Below are 15,532 nucleotides of genomic sequence, written 5' to 3'. Positions count from 1 at the left end.
GGATCGGCGAGGCTGGTACTCGTTCAGCTAACGACGTATCCGATGCTGTGGGAAGCGCTCGACCACAACGGAACTCGATAACCGCGACCGGTGGATCGAGATCGAAGGCACGGCCGGAGTCGGGACGGGTCCAATCTCACACTGCCGCACGGCCGACGAGCCGGGTCGGGCTCAGTGCCCGGAGCTGCGGACCCCGAGCAGCACATCCTCCCACGAGGGCATGGGCGCCTTGCCGCGCTTGGTGCGTGCGGTCTTGGCGGGCGTGGTCTTCGGGGCGGCAGACTTGCCGGGCTCCTCGGCCGATGGGGCCGCGGGCGCGGTGCTCGCCGCCGGTGGCTGCGCGGTCTGGTTCGCGCTCGCCGCGGGGATCGCGGCCGCCGAACCACCGGTCGCGGCCGCGGCGCCGCTCGCGGGCGGAATCGGCGCGGGCGCACCGCCACCCGCCGCCACCGCGCGCTGTTCGTAAGCTTCCTGCGGCTCCTGCTGCGGAGCCCGCGCGGCCGGACGCGCCGGTGCGGTGCTCTCCCGAGGCGGGCGCGGAGCTTCGACCTGGGGTTCCGGCGCAGGCTCGGCCTCGAGTTCGGACTGCGCGGGCAGAATGGTGGCGAGTCCGCGCAGCGCGCGACCGAAATCGGGATCGATCAGATCCGAGGCGGGATCGTCGAGCGGTGACACCGAACCGCCGTGCGCGTCGGGCTGGTAGCGCCAGTGCGCGGCGATCTCGGAACGCCCGTTCTGCCACTGCAACTGGGCGACCCAGAAGCCCTTCTCGTCCTTCCAGGCATCCCATTCGGCGTTCTCGAGCGTGTGCCCGCGCTCGGTGAAGGCCGCGGTGACGATATCGATCAGCGTTTCCACCGCGGGACCGTCGGCGCGCACCGGATGCGCCTTCTGTGCCAATTCGGCGGCGCGAGCGCGTTCGAGCAGCACCGGGTAGGCGAAGCGTTCGACCCGGCTCGACGGCATGCCGGATTCCTCGGTGACCTGCTCGACGGACGCACCGGCGCGGATACGGGCCTGAATATCGCGAGGACGCATGGTTGCTTCCATTTCGATTTCGATCTGGCCGAATCGTGCTAGGTCTCCGCGGGCCGCGGCTCGAAGTTTGTCGTCGGCGGGCAACCGGAACTTTGTTCCGGACTCGGTATCGATGCACACGATGTGGGCGGAGTCGGGCGTCACCCCGATCACTCGAAGTTCACGCACCACTACCTCCTTATCGCGTCGACTCGCGACACTGCCCACTGTTTCGCAACAGTAGTGCACAGTCGATGATCTCGGGGCAAGACACGCGGGCCGAAAATCTGCCCGATGACCGTCACAACCGCTAATCTGCTCTGTTCGTTTCCGGTTCGACACCGGCGAATTCGCTTCCGTAGCAACCGTTTGGTATTCGGCACGGTAAGCGGCCGGGCCGCGAACGACGCTCCGCGAACTCGAACCCGTGCGGGCCGAATCCGGAAGCCATCGCCGCGGCCCGGAGATAGCTGGGGAATTACGACAGTTTCTCGACGACCCAATCGATACTGCGGATCAACTGGCTGACATCCTCGGGGTCGATCGCCGGGAACATGCCGATGCGCAACTGGTTGCGGCCGAGTTTGCGGTACGGCTCGGTGTCGACGATGCCATTGGCGCGCAGCACCTTCGCCACCGCCGCCGCGTCCACCGAATCCGCGAAATCGACGGTGCCGACGACCTGCGAGCGATGCGCGGGATCGGTGACGTACGGGGTGGCGTATTCGCTGGACTCGGCCCAGGAATACAGGCGCGACGAGGAATCCAGCGTGCGCTTGACCGCCCAGTCCAGACCGCCGTTGCCGTTGAGCCATTCGATCTGGTCGGCGAAAAGCAGCAGGGTGGCCAGCGCCGGGGTGTTGTAGGTCTGGTCCTTGACACTGTTGTCGATGGCGACCGGCAGCGAGAGGAATTCCGGGGTCCAGCGTCCCGAGGACTTGATCTCCTCGACCCGTGCCAGCGCGGCCGGGCTCATCAGCGCGATCCACAGCCCGCCGTCGGCGGCGAAGCATTTCTGCGGCGCGAAGTAGTACACGTCGGCGTCGGCGATGTGCACCGGGAGGCCGCCCGCGCCGGAGGTGGCGTCGATGGCGACGAGCGCGTGCTCCGAACCCGCGGGGCGCTGTACCGGAATCGCGACGCCGGTCGAGGTCTCGTTGTGCGCCCAGCCGATGAGGTCGGCCGACGGGTCGGCGACCGGCTCGGGTGCGCTGCCCGGCTCCGAGGCGACGACGATGGGGTCGCCGATGAACGGATTGCCCTTGGCGACGGAGGCGAACTTGCTGGAGAACTCACCGTTGGTGAGGTGCAGCGAGCGCTCGCGGATGAGGCCGAACGCCGCGGCGTCCCAGAAGGCGGTGGTGCCGCCGTTGCCGAGCACCACCTCGTAGCCCTCCGGCAGCGAGAACAGTTCGCGCAGACCCGAACGCACCCGCGCGACCACGTCTTTGACCGGCTTCTGCCGATGGGAGGTGCCGAACACCGAGGAGCCGACATCGACCAGGGACCGCAACTGCTCCGGGCGCACCTTGGAAGGGCCGCATCCGAACCTGCCGTCGGCGGGTTTGAGATCGTCGGGAATCGTCGGGAACGCAGTGGTCATGGGCACCAGGGTAAGACGTGCCCGGCCCCTCGGCCCCCGCGGGGGCGCGGGGTTGCGAGATATTTGCCTTAATGCGATGTCTTCTCGCGTGACCGCTTATTGCGCGCGGTGCAGAGAGCACCGCCGTTGCCAGCGTCTTCGGTTCGCGCCGTGCGTTTGCCGGTCGTGCGCCGTACGGCGACGCGGCGCGTGCGCGGGTCGAAGCCCGGTCGCGGCTGTGTTTGTTCTCACAGGTGAAAACGCATCCGTGCGTGCATCGGGTGTCGTAATGGTTACGCGCTCCACTCGTCCGCGAGCCGGTTTCCGCGCCGCAACCCGCGCGTACGGGCGGTTTCCGGAATACGCGATCACTGTGTCTCAGACCACAACCGGCCCTACCGTTGTTGCCCATGGATCAGGTGGGTGGGCGAGGTGCGGACTCGAATACCGCGACGGCGGGTTCGGGGCGGCGCGCGCGAGTGCGGAATCCGGTGCAGCGCACCGGCGTGCTGTCCGGTGCGGCGCGGCGCGAACTGCTGCTACACGGTGTCGAGGGCGTCGCGACGATCCTCGGCATGCGCAGGTCGTCGACCGCGGTCTTCGGACTCGGTGACCGGCGCGGCGAACCCGGACATCTGTTCTGGGTACGTGTCGGGGTCGAGGGACAACTGCCCTACGACACCAGGGTCGAGCAGCGGCTGCGCGAAGCGAGCCTGGACTGGATACAACCCGGTGACGTGGTCTGCTGTCGGATCGACCCCGACGACCCCGACCGCCTTGTGCTCTACGTGCCCGACGCCGAGGAGTCGACGCGGGCGAGCATCGCCAAGATCCTGTCCGACGGTCGCCGCGCCGACGCGACGGTGCTGGCCGCCACACCGGTCGCCGCCGACTATTCCGGCCGCGGCGACCCGGTGTTCCGGCTCGACCTGGAACTGCGGTCCTGGGACGAGCCGACCCCGTGGCGCGTCCGTCTGGTACAGACGGTGCCACTGTCCGCCATCGGACTCGTGGATTTGGGCAAACACCTCGAGGCCGCCTTCTTCACCGTCGACCGCGGCGATTCGGTAGCCGTCGACTGGGCGGCGTCGCTCGGCGAGGATTGACCGATCCCCGCCGCGTGAAATCAGGGACGCACGCAGGTGAAGGCGCGCTGTCACGCTGCCGTCGGTGCGGTCGGATATCGCCGCGTGAAATCGGAGGCGCATGAAGGCGCGCCGTTACGCTGCTGTCGGCACGGTCGGATACCCCGCGCGAATCAGAGGCGGACGAAGGTGAAACCGCGCTGCCGCAATGCCGTCAGCGCGGTCACCATGCCGGGACCGGTGCCCGAACGCGGCCGGTGCATGTGCGCCAGTGTGATCGAACCCGGCCACGCGGCGGACACGGTGGCCGCCACCTGCGCGGCGCTCGCGGTCGCACCGCGATCGGCGTTCACGCTGAACCCGATCGGTGTCTCGCCGAGTTCGGTGGCGATGGCGACGGCCACCTCGTCGTAATGCGCGGTGCCCGCGCGGAACAGCCGCGGCGGCACCCCGGTCAACTCGGCGAGCCGCAGATGATTCACCCACACCTCGTCGGCGGCCTCCCACGCCGACGCGGTGCCCGCGATTCCGTAGGCGGAGCGCCCGTTCACCGACAACGGCCGATGCGCGACACCGTGATTGGCCAGCTCGAACAGCGGATTGCCCGCCAGCCGCAGCACCCGCGCCGGGTCGGCGTCGATCCACCGCTTGTTCAGGAACAGCGTGCAAGGGATGCGCTCGGCGATCAGGAAATCGATCAGATCCTGATCCATGTCGTTGTTGCCCGCGCCGCCGCAGGCGTCGAGGGTCAGCGCGATCTGGTCGCCGTTCGCGGCGAAGGAGTCGACGATGCCCGGCATCTGCGTGCCCCACAGGCGCGGCGCCGCACCTTCGTGCTGCCCCGCGACCGCGGCGGGCAGCGGGAGCGGCGCGCGCAACGGCGCGGAGATCGGCGCGGCCACCCCCGGCGCGGCGGCAGCTGTGCCCGGCAGCGGGGAGACCGCGCCCGGTACGGCGGTGACCTGGCTCGGCGCGGCGGTGACCCGGTTCGGTGCAGTGGAGATCGGACCCGAAGCGGTGGTGACCGGAGCTGTCGCCGGCCCGTCCGCGCGCACCGGTTCGGAGCAGGCAACGGCCAGTCCCGCCATGGCGGCGACACCGAACAACCGTCGTCGCGAAATACTCTTGTCCGCCATGTCCCGCCCCGCCTCGCCGCAGTGAATCGAGCGGATGGTACGCGCGCCGAATCACCCTGTAGGACAACCTCGGTCGACGCGCGAGTGAACGAATGGCATGCGGAAGAAGCAAACCCGGCGCGAACACTCCCGCGAACGGCGCGAGCCGGGTCACCTGCGGCGCCGCGGCACCGCGAGTGACCCGGCTCGCGCGGGAGGATCGAGATCGGCGTCGCCGCGCTCGCCGTGCCACGAGTGACGCGGCTCGCGTTGGGATCAGTAAGTCGAGGCGTACGAACTGGTCACCGGGCGCAGTGACGCGGCTCGCGCGGGGAGATCAGGAGTGGGTTACGTTCACCCAGCCCGTGACATCCTCGGGCTTGCGCGGGCCGGGACCGGTGTAGATGGCGGCGGGGCGCACCAGTTTGCCCAGCTGCTTCTGCTCGAGGATGTGCGCGCACCAGCCCGCGGTCCGGCCGCAGGTGAACATGGCGGGCATCATATGCGCGGGCACCTCGGCGAAGTCGAGGATGACCGCGGCCCAGAACTCGACATTGGTCTCGATGGCACGATCCGGGCGACGTTCCCGCAACTCGGCGAGCGCGGCCTGTTCCAGCGCGGCGGCCACCTCGTATCGCGGCGCGCCGAGGCGTTCGGCGGTGGCGCGCAGCACGCGGGCGCGCGGGTCCTCGGCCCGGTACACCCGGTGCCCGAAGCCCATCAGCTTCTCCTTGCGGTCGAGGATGCCCTTGACCAGCGCGCGAGCGTCACCGGTCTGCTCGACCTCCTCGATCATCGGGAGCACGCGGGCGGGCGCGCCGCCGTGCAGCGGACCCGACATGGCGCCGATCGCGCCGGACAGCGAGGCCGCGACGTCGGCGCCGGTGGAGGCGATGACCCTGGCGGTGAAGGTGGAGGCGTTCATGCCGTGTTCGGCGGCGGAGACCCAGTAGGCGTCGATGGCCTCGGTGTGCTTAGGGTCTGGGTCACCCTTCCAGCGGGTCATGAACCGCTCGGTGACGGTGGCGCATTCGTCGATCTTCTTCTGCGGCACCGCGGGCTGGTAGATGCCGCGCGCGGACTGGGCCACGTAGGACAGCGCCATGACCGAGGCGCGGGCGAGGTTCTCGCGGGCGGTGGCGTCGTCGATGTCCAGCAGCGGCTGGTAGCCCCAGATCGGGGCGAGCATGGCGAGGCCTGCCTGCACGTCGACGCGCACGTCGCCGGTGTGCACGGGTAAGGGGAACGGTTCGGCCGGGGGCAGGCCGTGCCCGAACTCTCCGTCGACCAGCAGCGCCCACACGTCGCCGAAGGTCACCCGGCCCAGTACCAGATCTTCGATGTCGACGCCGCGGTAGCGCAGCGCACCGCCGTCCTTGTCCGGTTCGGCGATATCGGTGGTGAAGGCCACCACACCCTCGAGGCCGCTGACGAAATCGCTCGGTACGACGGCTCGACCGTCGGAAACCGCGGGGCTGGTAGTCATGGTGTGACTCTCCTTGCACTTCGGGTCGCATGGTTCTCGCCGCCGGTGCCGGTGAGCACATGCCGATCAACAAAACCTTAGCCCCCTGCTACCGCGGAGTAACGTCTGGGCTATGCGTGACCTGCACAATTCACATCTCGATCGGGGCGCCGAGGAATACTCTGTTCCGGCCGACCTCGCGGCGATGCGCGTCGACTACGGCGCCGCCCATTTCGGCAGCGGTGACGACACCGATCTGGACGAGACGTGGCTCGCAGGCGGCTGGGAGCCGCTGCTTCGGCACTGGATCGAGCAGGCGACCGCAGTCGGTATCGCGGAGCCGAACGCGATGGTGCTCGCCACCGTGTCGCAGGCGAGCGGCACGCCGCGACCGGTCGCGCGGACGGTGCTGTGTAAAGGGCTCTCGCCGGAAGGTGTGACTTTTTACACGAATTACGATTCGGCCAAGGGCGGCCAACTGGCCGAGGTCCCGTTCGCGGCGGCCACCTTCCTGTGGTCGGCGCTCGGCCGCCAGGTGCACCTGCGCGGCCCGGTCGATCGGGTGTCGCCCGAGGTCACCGCGATCTACTGGCGCTCGCGCCCGCGCGACTCGCAACTCGGCGCGTGGGCATCGCGCCAGTCGAGCCCGATCGGCTCCCGCGCCGAACTCGACGCCGCGCTCACCGCCACCACCGAGCGTTTCGCCGACGTCGCCGAGATCCCCGTGCCCCCGCATTGGGGCGGCTACCTGCTGCGCCCCGACGAGGTGGAGTTCTGGCAGGGCAGACGCGGCAGGCTCCACAATCGCGTCCGGGTACGGACCGTCGACGGCGGTCGGATCGTCGAGCGCTTGCAGCCGTGAGCCCGATCGTGACCGAGTAGGCACTCGCGACGTGAGAAGTCCCACGCGGCGTCACGATGATCGTTCCGACGCCGTCGCAGTCGCCACCGCCGGGCCTGGTGAAGCCGACGGCGTCGCCGCAGTGACGCCGTCGCCACCGTGACGAGGCCGCCACCGTGACGAGGCCCGCCACCGTGACGAGGCCCGCCACCGTCGAGTCCGCGCTGCGGTGACAGGCCAGGGACCGACATGCCGTGCCGATGCAGACGCCGTGGTGTCGAGCCTCGCAGTGATGAAGCACACGCGGCCGAGCGCCGGGGCGAGGATTTAAACGCTGTCGCGCTCGGAGCGGATTCACTACGCTCCCGCCGGTGAAACTGCTTGCCGATACGACCCCGCTGCGTTATCCGGCATTCCGACGGCTGTGGACGAGCAACATCGTCACCGTCATCGGCTCGCAGCTGGCGGTGGTCGCGGTGCCGCAGCAGATCTTCCAGATCACCGGCAGCTCCGGATACGTGGGTCTGGCCGGGCTGTTCGGCCTGGTCCCGCTGATCGTGTTCGGGCTGTGGGGCGGCGCGCTCGCCGACGCCATGGACCGGCGCAAGCTCATGTTGATCACCAATCTCGGCACCGGGCTGACGGCCGTTGCCTTCTGGGCCCAGGCCGCCGCCGGACTCGACGACGTGTGGGTCGTGCTGATCCTTTTCGCCGTCCAGCAGGCCCTGTTCGCGGTGAACCAGCCGACCCGCAACGCCGCCATCCCGCGCCTGATCCCCGCCGAACACCTCGCCGCCGCGAGCGCGCTGAGCATGACCGTGCAGCAGTTCGGCGCCATCGCGGGACCGGTGCTCGCCGGTGTGCTTATCCCGGTGGTCGGGCTGTCCACGCTCTATCTGCTCGACGCGATCGCGTTGCTCGCGACCCTGTGGGCGGTGTGGAAACTGCCGCCCATCCCGCCCGCCGGGCCCGCGCGAACGGCCGGATTCCGTTCGGTGCTCGACGGATTCGCCTATCTTGCGACCCAGCGCGTCCTGCTCGCCTCCTTCGTGGTCGACATGATCGCGATGGTGTTCGGGATGCCGCGCGCGCTGTTCCCGCAGATCGCGCACGAGACCTTCGGCGATCCCGCGACCGGCGGCGTCGCACTCGGCCTGCTGTTCGCGTCCATGTCGGCGGGTGCGGTGCTCGGCGGCGTGTTCTCCGGGTGGATATCGACCGTGCGCAGGCAGGGGCTCTCCGTGGTCGTGTGCATCGTGCTGTGGGGCTTGGCGATGGTGGGGTTCGGCCTCGCCGTCGGCTGCACCGGGCACGGTCTCGGCGTCGGTCTCGGGCTGTGGCTGGCGCTGGCGTTCTCGGCCTTCGGCGGCGCGGTCGACATGGTGTCGGCGGCGCTGCGGGTGGCGATGTTGCAGACGGTCGCCACCGATGAGATGCGCGGGCGCCTGCAGGGTGTGTTCATCGTGATCGTGGCGGGCGGCCCTCGCATCGGTGATGTTGCCCACGGTTTCGCCGCGGCGAGCCTGGGTACCGCCGTGGCCTCGGCGGGTGGTGGCGTTCTCGTCGTCATCGGCGTGGTCATCGCCGCGCTGGCATTCCCGTCGTTCGTCCGCTACACCGTGGCCCGCGTCGGTGCCGAACCGTCGACCGACGAGCCCGAGACCGCCGCGCGGAAGGCGTGACGGCGCACCGCATCCGCGTGTCCGGCGGCGGCCGCGAATCCGGGCGATACTCACGTGACGAAAGCGCGATTGTGAGGTCCGGCGGCGGGCACCCTCGTGGGCGTGCCGCGTGGACAGCGACTAGCGTCTAGGTAATCGCACCGCCGTGCCGACCGCACTTCGATGCCGACGGTCCTAGCCTGAGAGGGATCCTGCTGTGCCCGAGAACGACAAGATCAACGACGCCAAACCGGTACTTAGCTTCCCCGGTGGCGAATACGCCATGACGATCACGGAGGCCTCGGAAGGCAATTCCGGCGTCGACCTCGGCAAAATGCTGGCGAGCACCGGGTACGTGACCTACGACCCCGGTTTCATGAACACCGCGCCGACCAAGTCGGCCATCACCTACATCGACGGTGACGAGGGCATCCTGCGGTACCGGGGCTACCCGATCGACCAGTTGGCGTCCTCCTCGACCTTCATCGAGGTCAGCTACCTGCTCATCTACGGCGAACTCCCCACCCAGGCCCAGCTCGACGACTTCACCGACCGCATCCGCAGGCACACCCTGCTGCACGAAGACCTCAAGCGGTTCTTCGACGGCTTCCCGCGCAACGCGCACCCCATGCCGGTGCTGTCCTCCGCCGTCAACGCCCTGTCGGCCTACTACCAGGACTCGCTCGACCCGCGCGACCCCGAACAGGTCGAACTCTCCACCATCCGACTGCTGGCGAAACTGCCGACCATCGCGGCCTACTCCTACAAGAAGTCCGTCGGTCAGCCGTTCCTCTACCCCGACAACTCGCTCAGCCTGGTCGAGAACTTCCTGCGCATGACCTTCGGCTTCCCCGCCGAGCCCTACCAGGTCGACCCCGAAGTCGCCGCGGCCCTCGACATGCTGCTGATCCTGCACGCCGACCACGAACAGAACTGCTCGACCTCCACGGTGCGGCTCGTCGGCTCCTCCGACGCCAACCTGTTCACCTCGGTATCCGGCGGCATCAACGCGCTGTGGGGCCCGCTGCACGGCGGCGCCAACCAGGCCGTGCTGGAAATGCTCGACGACATCAAAGCCCAGGGCGGCGACGTCAAGGAATTCATCCGCAAGGTCAAGAACAAGGAAGACGGCGTGAAGCTCATGGGCTTCGGACACCGCGTCTACCGCAACTACGACCCGCGCGCCGCCATCGCCAAGAAACACGCCGACGCCATCCTCGGCAAACTCGGCGGGCACGACGAACTGTTCGACATCGCGCAAGCGCTCGAAGAGGCCGCGCTCACCGACGAATACTTCGTCTCGCGCAAGCTGTACCCGAACGTCGACTTCTACACCGGCGTCGTCTACAAAGCCATGGGCTTCCCGACTCGGATGTTCACCGTGCTGTTCGCGATGGGCAGGCTGCCCGGGTGGATCGCGCACTGGCGGGAAATGCACACCGAGCCGATCAAGATCGGGCGGCCGCGACAGATCTACACCGGTTACGGTGCGCGGGACTACGCTGACATCGACGGTCGCTGACCGAATACGCACACCAACACCTACGAAGGGGTATGACCGAATGACGAAGCCGGAAATCGAATTCCAGGCGGGGCCTGCGCCCGAGGATCTCGTGATCAAAGACGTGATCGTGGGCGAGGGTGCGGAAGCCGTGGCCGGCGGCACTGTCGAGGTGCACTATGTCGGCGTCGAATTCGACTCCGGTGAGGAATTCGACTCGTCATGGAGCCGCGGGGAGGCGATCAGCTTTCCGTTGCGCGGGCTGATCCAGGGGTGGCAGGACGGTATTCCCGGGATGAAGGTGGGCGGGCGGCGACAGCTGACCATTCCGCCGGAGCTGGCGTACGGGCCAACGGGTGGTGGGCACCCGCTGTCGGGAAAGACCTTGGTCTTCGTGATCGACCTGCTGAATGTGAACTGAGAACCACACTCGACGGTCCGCGCCCTGCTTCGGGTGCGGACCGTCGCCGTTCGCGGAAGATTCTCACTCCCTGACGATTTCGACCGGGTCGGTGAGCGCGAGAGCTATCGCGGATTGTTGGTTCGAGCTGTGCAGGGGGAGGGATTCCACGGCTTTGCCGGTTTGGGTGTTCAGATTGGCGACGATTGTTTGGAGTTGGGTCACGCCGCCGGTGAGTTGGCTTATGGCGTCCACGAGTTGGGCGCCGCCGGTATCGGCCAGTTGGGGGAGCCCTTCGGCGAGTTTCGCGCCTTCCGCCAGTTGAGCGCTCGCGCCTTGGAGGCGGCCGACCACTGTGCGCAGGAGGGTGCCGAGGTCGGTGTTCGGGTCGATCGCACCGCCTACGAGGAGGTCGAGTCCGTCGAGTTGGCTGCCTGCTCGGCCTGAGACTTCGCGTAGTCCTTCGAGTTTGGTGATGATGTCGGCCAGGGTCGGGTCGCTTGCGAAGGGGAGGGCGCGTAGCAGCGGGAGTATGCGGTCGAGGCCGGTGCTCACCGTGCCTGCGGTCTGTTGTACCTGCGCGATGGTTACGCCGGTCGAATCAAGGGCTGCCGCAAGTTGATTCGCTTGGGCGGCGGCGCCGTCGACCGTCTGGTTCAATACCGCGATGGCCGAGGTCAGTTGGGCGGAGCCCGCTTTGGCGAAGTTCAGGAAGTCGAGGAGTTGTTGGGCGCCGCCGCTGAATTGATCGGCGCCCGCCGCGGCGGCGTTGACGCCCGCGCCGAGTAGTTGGGCGGTGAACTGCACACCGGTGAGTTGGCTTCGGGCTTGGGTCACCGCGGCCAGGGCGGCGTCGACGCCCGCAGCGCCGATGCGGTGGGTGACCGCGCCGGTCGCGCCGTGCACCAGGTCGGGGTCGGCGTCGGTGTGTGTGGTGACGGTTACCTTGGCGCGCTGCGGGTTCGGGCCCGCGAGGGTGCTCATGGCCGCGGTGAGATCGGTGGGCAGGGTGATCACCGCCGCGTAGTCGTCGGGGTCGGCCTCGCCGGGGGCGACCATGGTCCAGTCGTATCCGCCGCCGTCCTGTTCCAATCCCGCGACGATGCGTGCACCGGTCGGGCCGGTATCGGCGTTCACCAGCGCGATTCCCGAGGGCGCGCTGTTGCCTGCGCACCCGGTGAGTCCGGCTCCGACGCCGACCAGCGCGGTGGCGAACAAGGCGCCGAGGGCGTATTTTGCGATCACGCCAGCACCCTATGGTGCTGTTTCAGCCCCAACCTTGGGGATCCTCTGAGAATTCGATGAGGGCCGCGCACACACGAGAAGCGCAGTCGACCTGAGGAATCCAGCCCCGCCAGTCCGGCAATACCGACAAGGTTCGCGGCCGTCCCGCGCCCCAGCGTTCGAGACAATGCGCCGAGGCGCGAGTATCGAACGCTGGGACGCGAGACCCAAAGGGCCGCGAACCCGCGGCGCCGAAGGCGACGCAAATAAACACAACTAGCCGGCGACTATGGCGTCGGTGGCCGCGGTTATCTGTCCGAATTCCAGTTTCACCAGTTGGTCGGCGCGGTCGAAATAGCGGTCGTCGTGGGTGATCACGATGACGGTCTTTCCGCGTCGTTTCAGGTCGGTGAGGATCTCGCCGTAGAACACCTCGCGGAAGCGCGGTTCCTGGTCGGCGGCCCATTCGTCGAAGACGTAGATCTGCCGGTCTTCGAGCAGCGCGGTGAGCAGTGCGAGGCGCTTGCGCTGACCTTGGGACAACGCGACGGTGGACAGTTTCCCGTTCCGCACGGTGACTTTGTGCGCGATCTGCAATTGCTCCAGGTAGTGGCGCACCTTATCGTCGAGTCCGGGCTCGTCGAAGCCGAGATAGTCCTCGAAAAGGTGGAAGTCGGTGAACACGGCCGACGAGTTCTGCCGGAACCATTCGATGTTCTCGTGATCGATCCGCTCGCCGTTCAGCGCCACCGCACCGTCCTTCGGCACGTACAGGCCCGTGATGAGTTTGGCCAGTGTCGATTTGCCGCTGCCGTTGCCGCCGACGATGAAGGTGATCTGGCCCGGTTCGAGAACCAGGTCGATCGGGCCGAGGGTGAACCCGGAGCCGTCGTCGGTCGCGGTCGGCGCGCCGACCGGAGCGGGACGGTGTTCGCTCGCGCCGTGGTCGAGTCGCTTGCGGCCGTTGACATCCGGGCGTCCACCCGGCCCTGCTCCCGGCGGCGGTCGGTGGTGCGCACCGCGCGGCGGCGGTCCGGCGTGACGCCGGTGCGGTCCGCGGGGCGGCGGTCCGGCGGGATGTCCGTGCCGGTGTTCGCCGCGCGGCGTCGGATGGGGATGCTCGCCGCCGTGTGCCGGATCGGCCCCTTCGGGACCGGGGTACTCGCCGCCACCCGATGGATGGGGATATTCGGCGCCGGACGCATGGCCCGAGTGCTCGCCGCCCCGTGCTGCTTCGGGATTTCCGCCGCCCGATACCGGGCCCGCGTACCCGCCGCGCGCCGGATTCGGACTTTCGTCACCCGACTCCGGACCGGGACGTCCGCCACCGGGCGGCGGACCACCGGGCCCGACGGGGAACGGCGGCGGGATTTCGCCCGCGTAAGCGTAGGTGACCCCGGCTAATTCGAGCCGTGCGTCGCTCGCGGCCGGCCGGTCACTGAAGGGCAGTTCGTCCTCGTTGTGCTGGGTCTCCATGGACAGGTTCATGGCGCGGATCTTCGCCAGCGCGACGTCACCGCGCACCAGGTCGGGCAGCCGGTGCATGAAGTTCTGCATCGGCATGGCAAGGAAGGTGGTGACCAGCACGTAGCCGACCACGACGTCGCGGGGCAGATCGATCGCCTTGGCGATGCCGAACAGGATCAGCGCCATGGTGGCGAGCTGGAGGACCTGGCCGAGGCTTTGCGCCACCGAGAACTTGGAACCCGCGTCGACGTTCTGGTCGCGCAGGGTGCGCGCCGATCCGATGAGGTGGCGTTCCATGAAGTCCTTGCGCCTGCCTCGGTGCAGTTTGAGTTCCTTGATGCCGAGTGTCACGGCCTGGAAGGAGTTCAGCAGCAGGTCCTCGTTCTCGCGCGCCCGGTGGTAGATGGACCGGACGCGCCGCAGGAACAGTTCGACACAGCAGATGCCGATGAGGGTGCCCGCCACGGTGATCGCGAAGACCAGGCCGGACAGGATCGCGAGGAAGACGAAGCAGCCGACGATGGTCGCCACGTCGATGCAGATCGCCGGGATGGCCGTCACCGCTTGGGACAGCGAGCGGACATCCTCGGTGAGTGTCGCGATGAGACGGTGCGCGCCGAGCCGCTCGAGGTGTTCGAGCGGCGCCGAGACCACACCGGCGCTGAGGTCGGAACGCAGTCGCAGGATCGCGTCCTGGGCCAGCCGGATCAGTAGGATCTGGGAGATCAGGCCACTCACCAGAAGTACGATTCCGGTGAGGGCGAACCGTGGCAGCAGGTCGTTGGGGCGCGGCTCCGGGGCGACCACACTGTTGATGAGTGTGACCAGGTAGGTGTTGGCGGCGCCCGCCACCAGGCCGGTGGCGACGACGCCTGCGATTCGTACACGCGAGATCGAGAGGAGGAATCTGATGAGTTGCATGGGTTATCGGGCTTTCTCGGTCTGCCGGGCGCGGGTCACCGGCGGATGATGTCGAAGATCATTCCTTCGAGGGTGACTCCGGGTGCGAAGGAGAACGCGACGCCGGTGGAGATGGGAGCGGTTGTCTCGTTTTGCGCGATCATCCGTTCCAGCACGAAGATCAGCGAAACGCTGAGCATGTTGCCGTGTTCGGCGAGCACGTCCCAACTGAGCGCGGCGCGTTCGGTCGGGATGCCGAGCGAGCGCACCGACTCTTCGATGATCTTGGGGCCGCCGGGGTGGATCGCCCACAGTTCGACATCGGATTTGCGCAGTCCGTTGGCGCGCAGTTTCCGCGTCACGACCGGGTCGACGCCGTTGTATATATAGCTCGGCAGGTTTTCCGACAGTTCGCAGGTGATGCCGTTGTCGTTGACGCCGAGCACGATGCCGTCCTCGGCGTCGTCGAGCAGGTGGCTGAAGCTGTCGCGGATCACCACGCGGCCCGCGGGCAGCGGCTGGTGTACCTGGCTCGCGCTGATCACCACGGCGCCGCATCCGTCGCCGAACAGGCTGTGGGTGATGACGTCGTTCACGTCGTCGTCGAACACTGCGTTGACCGAACTCAATTCGATGCAGATCAGCATCGCCTTCTTGTCCGGGTGGGCGCGGACGAAATCGACGGCGGTGCGCATGCCGTTCATCGCCGCGGCGCAGCCCATGAAGTTGACGACGACGCGGCCGACCGACGGCGCGAGCCCGAGTTCCTTCACGACCGCGACATCGACGCCGGGCGCGATGAATCCGGTGCTGGTCACGAAGACCAGTAAGCCGATGTCGGCCGGATCGTCCACGCCCGCGAGCGCGCGGCCCGCGACGTCGACGGCCAGCGGCGCCGCGTGCTCGTAGAACAGGTTCATCCGTTCTCTTATGGTGCCGCGTCCGCGGCTGTAGGCGAGGAATTCGGGGTCGAGCGGGTCGACCGCGAGGCGGCGGGTGCCGATCCTGGTCTTCTTGTAGATCCGAGCGATCCGTGCCCGCTGCCGCTCGTCGCCGAACAGGTCGGCGACCTGCTCGGCCGCGGCGTCCTGATCGAAGGTCCGCGCGGGCGAGCCCGTCGCGATGCTCTCGATCACGCCGACCGTGGTCGGCGGCGCGGGCAACATGATGCGCTCGGCGATGTCGTGCCCTTGCTCCCCATCCGCCTCGTGGCGGGTTGTCCCCAGGCTGCGGATGCTGCCTTCATCGATCGTCACAGACACGACCTTCTACCT

At 68.1% G+C, this 15,532-nt stretch carries 12 protein-coding genes; 5 read left to right on the top strand and 7 right to left on the bottom strand.

From position 1 onward, the window contains the following. Positions 1 to 171 precede the first annotated feature (171 nt). Positions 172 to 1,206: a septation protein SepH gene (gene sepH / locus IT779_RS30140; protein ID WP_196152857.1), complete on the bottom strand. Its 1,035-nt coding sequence runs from the start codon at positions 1,204 to 1,206 to the stop codon at positions 172 to 174. A gap of 289 nt (positions 1,207 to 1,495) precedes the next feature. Then, on the bottom strand, positions 1,496 to 2,620 hold the full coding sequence (gene serC, locus IT779_RS30135) for a phosphoserine transaminase (protein WP_196152856.1): 1,125 nt from the start codon (positions 2,618 to 2,620) through the stop codon (positions 1,496 to 1,498). Positions 2,621 to 3,009: 389 nt separating this feature from the next. Between serC and IT779_RS30130 the strand changes: the two genes are divergently transcribed. Continuing rightward, a complete protein-coding gene (locus IT779_RS30130) occupies positions 3,010 to 3,705 on the top strand; it encodes a hypothetical protein (RefSeq protein ID WP_232542254.1) in 696 nt (231 codons plus the stop codon). 152 nt (positions 3,706 to 3,857) lie between these two features. On the opposite strand, the gene IT779_RS30125 is transcribed toward IT779_RS30130, so the two are convergent. Both IT779_RS30125 and IT779_RS30120 read right to left on the bottom strand, forming a co-directional pair. Beyond that, positions 3,858 to 4,820: a polysaccharide deacetylase family protein gene (locus IT779_RS30125; protein ID WP_232542253.1), complete on the bottom strand. Its 963-nt coding sequence runs from the start codon at positions 4,818 to 4,820 to the stop codon at positions 3,858 to 3,860. A gap of 316 nt (positions 4,821 to 5,136) precedes the next feature. After that, the gene (locus IT779_RS30120; protein WP_196152855.1) at positions 5,137 to 6,285 is read right to left on the bottom strand and encodes a citrate synthase 2; all 1,149 of its coding nucleotides are present in this window, start codon (positions 6,283 to 6,285) and stop codon (positions 5,137 to 5,139) included. A gap of 112 nt (positions 6,286 to 6,397) precedes the next feature. Between IT779_RS30120 and pdxH the strand changes: the two genes are divergently transcribed. The 4 genes from pdxH (at position 6,398) to IT779_RS30100 (ending at position 10,688) form a co-directional block, all read left to right on the top strand. Beyond that, positions 6,398 to 7,126, top strand: coding sequence for a pyridoxamine 5'-phosphate oxidase (pdxH, locus tag IT779_RS30115; protein ID WP_196152854.1), 729 nt, complete (start codon positions 6,398 to 6,400; stop codon positions 7,124 to 7,126). A 350-nt stretch (positions 7,127 to 7,476) separates the two neighbouring features. Next, positions 7,477 to 8,787: an MFS transporter gene (locus IT779_RS30110; RefSeq protein WP_196152853.1), complete on the top strand. Its 1,311-nt coding sequence runs from the start codon at positions 7,477 to 7,479 to the stop codon at positions 8,785 to 8,787. Between the two features lie 196 nt (positions 8,788 to 8,983). Next, complete coding sequence (locus IT779_RS30105; RefSeq protein WP_196152852.1) at positions 8,984 to 10,288, top strand: citrate synthase; 1,305 nt, start codon at positions 8,984 to 8,986, stop codon at positions 10,286 to 10,288. Positions 10,289 to 10,328: 40 nt separating this feature from the next. Then, on the top strand, positions 10,329 to 10,688 hold the full coding sequence (locus IT779_RS30100) for an FKBP-type peptidyl-prolyl cis-trans isomerase (protein WP_196152851.1): 360 nt from the start codon (positions 10,329 to 10,331) through the stop codon (positions 10,686 to 10,688). A 63-nt stretch (positions 10,689 to 10,751) separates the two neighbouring features. Here the strand turns inward: IT779_RS30100 and IT779_RS30095 are convergent, their stop codons facing one another. The 3 genes from IT779_RS30095 to IT779_RS30085 all read right to left on the bottom strand — a co-directional run bounded on the left by IT779_RS30095 (position 10,752) and on the right by IT779_RS30085 (position 15,424). Continuing rightward, the gene (locus tag IT779_RS30095; protein WP_196152850.1) at positions 10,752 to 11,912 is read right to left on the bottom strand and encodes a YhgE/Pip domain-containing protein; all 1,161 of its coding nucleotides are present in this window, start codon (positions 11,910 to 11,912) and stop codon (positions 10,752 to 10,754) included. Between the two features lie 255 nt (positions 11,913 to 12,167). Then, on the bottom strand, positions 12,168 to 14,279 hold the full coding sequence (locus IT779_RS30090) for an ATP-binding cassette domain-containing protein (protein ID WP_196152849.1): 2,112 nt from the start codon (positions 14,277 to 14,279) through the stop codon (positions 12,168 to 12,170). 35 nt (positions 14,280 to 14,314) lie between these two features. Next, positions 14,315 to 15,424, bottom strand: a complete 1,110-nt coding sequence (locus IT779_RS30085) for a type III polyketide synthase (RefSeq protein ID WP_196152950.1) — start codon at positions 15,422 to 15,424, stop codon at positions 14,315 to 14,317. Between the last annotated feature and the right edge of the window lie 108 nt (positions 15,425 to 15,532).

This window comes from Nocardia bovistercoris, from assembly GCF_015674855.1.
Lineage (GTDB): Bacteria > Actinomycetota > Actinomycetes > Mycobacteriales > Mycobacteriaceae > Nocardia > Nocardia bovistercoris.
Note: the sequence above shows the minus strand (reverse complement) of the source record. Positions and strands in the feature narration are given on the sequence as shown.

Coding starts and splice junctions, on each gene's coding strand:
- IT779_RS30085 (WP_196152950.1), bottom strand. CDS start 15,424: ATGTTGCCCGCGCCGCCGACCACGGTCGGCGTGATCGAGAGCATCGCG.
- IT779_RS30130 (WP_232542254.1), top strand. CDS start 3,010: ATGGATCAGGTGGGTGGGCGAGGTGCGGACTCGAATACCGCGACGGCG.
- pdxH (WP_196152854.1), top strand. CDS start 6,398: ATGCGTGACCTGCACAATTCACATCTCGATCGGGGCGCCGAGGAATAC.
- serC (WP_196152856.1), bottom strand. CDS start 2,620: ATGACCACTGCGTTCCCGACGATTCCCGACGATCTCAAACCCGCCGAC.
- IT779_RS30125 (WP_232542253.1), bottom strand. CDS start 4,820: ATGGCGGACAAGAGTATTTCGCGACGACGGTTGTTCGGTGTCGCCGCC.
- IT779_RS30120 (WP_196152855.1), bottom strand. CDS start 6,285: ATGACTACCAGCCCCGCGGTTTCCGACGGTCGAGCCGTCGTACCGAGC.
- IT779_RS30090 (WP_196152849.1), bottom strand. CDS start 14,279: ATGCAACTCATCAGATTCCTCCTCTCGATCTCGCGTGTACGAATCGCA.
- IT779_RS30100 (WP_196152851.1), top strand. CDS start 10,329: ATGACGAAGCCGGAAATCGAATTCCAGGCGGGGCCTGCGCCCGAGGAT.